The sequence below is a fragment of the Bacillota bacterium genome, from assembly GCA_033549065.1.
Taxonomy (GTDB): Bacteria; Bacillota; Dethiobacteria; order DTU022; family DTU022; genus JAWSUE01.
In genome coordinates this window covers 1-674 of the sequence record JAWSUE010000046.1, presented here as the reverse complement: position 1 = coordinate 674, position 674 = coordinate 1, and the positions used below count along the sequence as shown (strand labels likewise).

2 protein-coding genes are annotated in these 674 nt (G+C 52.4%); both read left to right on the top strand.

Going from position 1 to position 674, the window contains the following annotated elements; genetic code table 11:
* Positions 1–368, top strand: a 368-nt coding sequence (locus SCJ97_11675) for a hydrogenase iron-sulfur subunit (GenBank protein MDW7740687.1), incomplete at its 5' end; no start/stop codon positions are given.
* On the top strand, positions 350–674 hold a 325-nt coding region (locus SCJ97_11670), incomplete at its 3' end, for a 4Fe-4S ferredoxin (GenBank protein MDW7740686.1). The genes SCJ97_11675 and SCJ97_11670, both read left to right, overlap by 19 nt.

Sequence of the window (674 nt, the reverse complement as noted above, 5' to 3'; positions counted from 1 at the left end):
TGGCCGGAACCAGCCGTATGAGTTACCCGGCTAATGTCAGGGTTATTCGTGTGCCCTGCTGTGGCCGGATGAATCCCATGTTTGTTCTCAGAGCTTTTCAGCGCGGAGCAGACGGGGTTCTCGTTGCAGGCTGCCACCCTGGAGACTGTCACTACAGCACAGGTAATTACCACGGTCGCCGTCGCCTTTCTGCCTTCAAACGCCTGGTTGAGTTTGCCGGGTTTGAGCCGGAAAGATTTGAAGTTCGCTGGATCTCCAGCTCGGAAGGTGATAAATTTGCTGAAGAGATGGAGCAGATGACAGCAAAAATTAAGGCCCTCGGGCCGAACAGAAAGATGAGGGATGCCCGATGGCAGAGCGTAACCTAGAACAGCTTGAAAAAATTCGCGAAGCGGTCAGCCAGGACCTGCTCAGCGGGCGGATTGAACTTCTGCTCGGCTGGGAAAAAGGACACTACTGGTGGCAGTCAAGGCCTCTTTTTGCCAGCGGTGAAGATGATCTGGCCAGACTCACCTGGGATTCTTTCTGTGCGGTGAATCTGAGTCGTTATCTCCTCGATGAGCTTAAGGATCATCAGAAGGTTGGAGTTCTGGTTAAAGGTTGTGATTCCCGCGCTTTTAACCGTTTGCTTCAGGATAATATGGTCCAGCGTGATCGCGTTATTCTTTATGGGC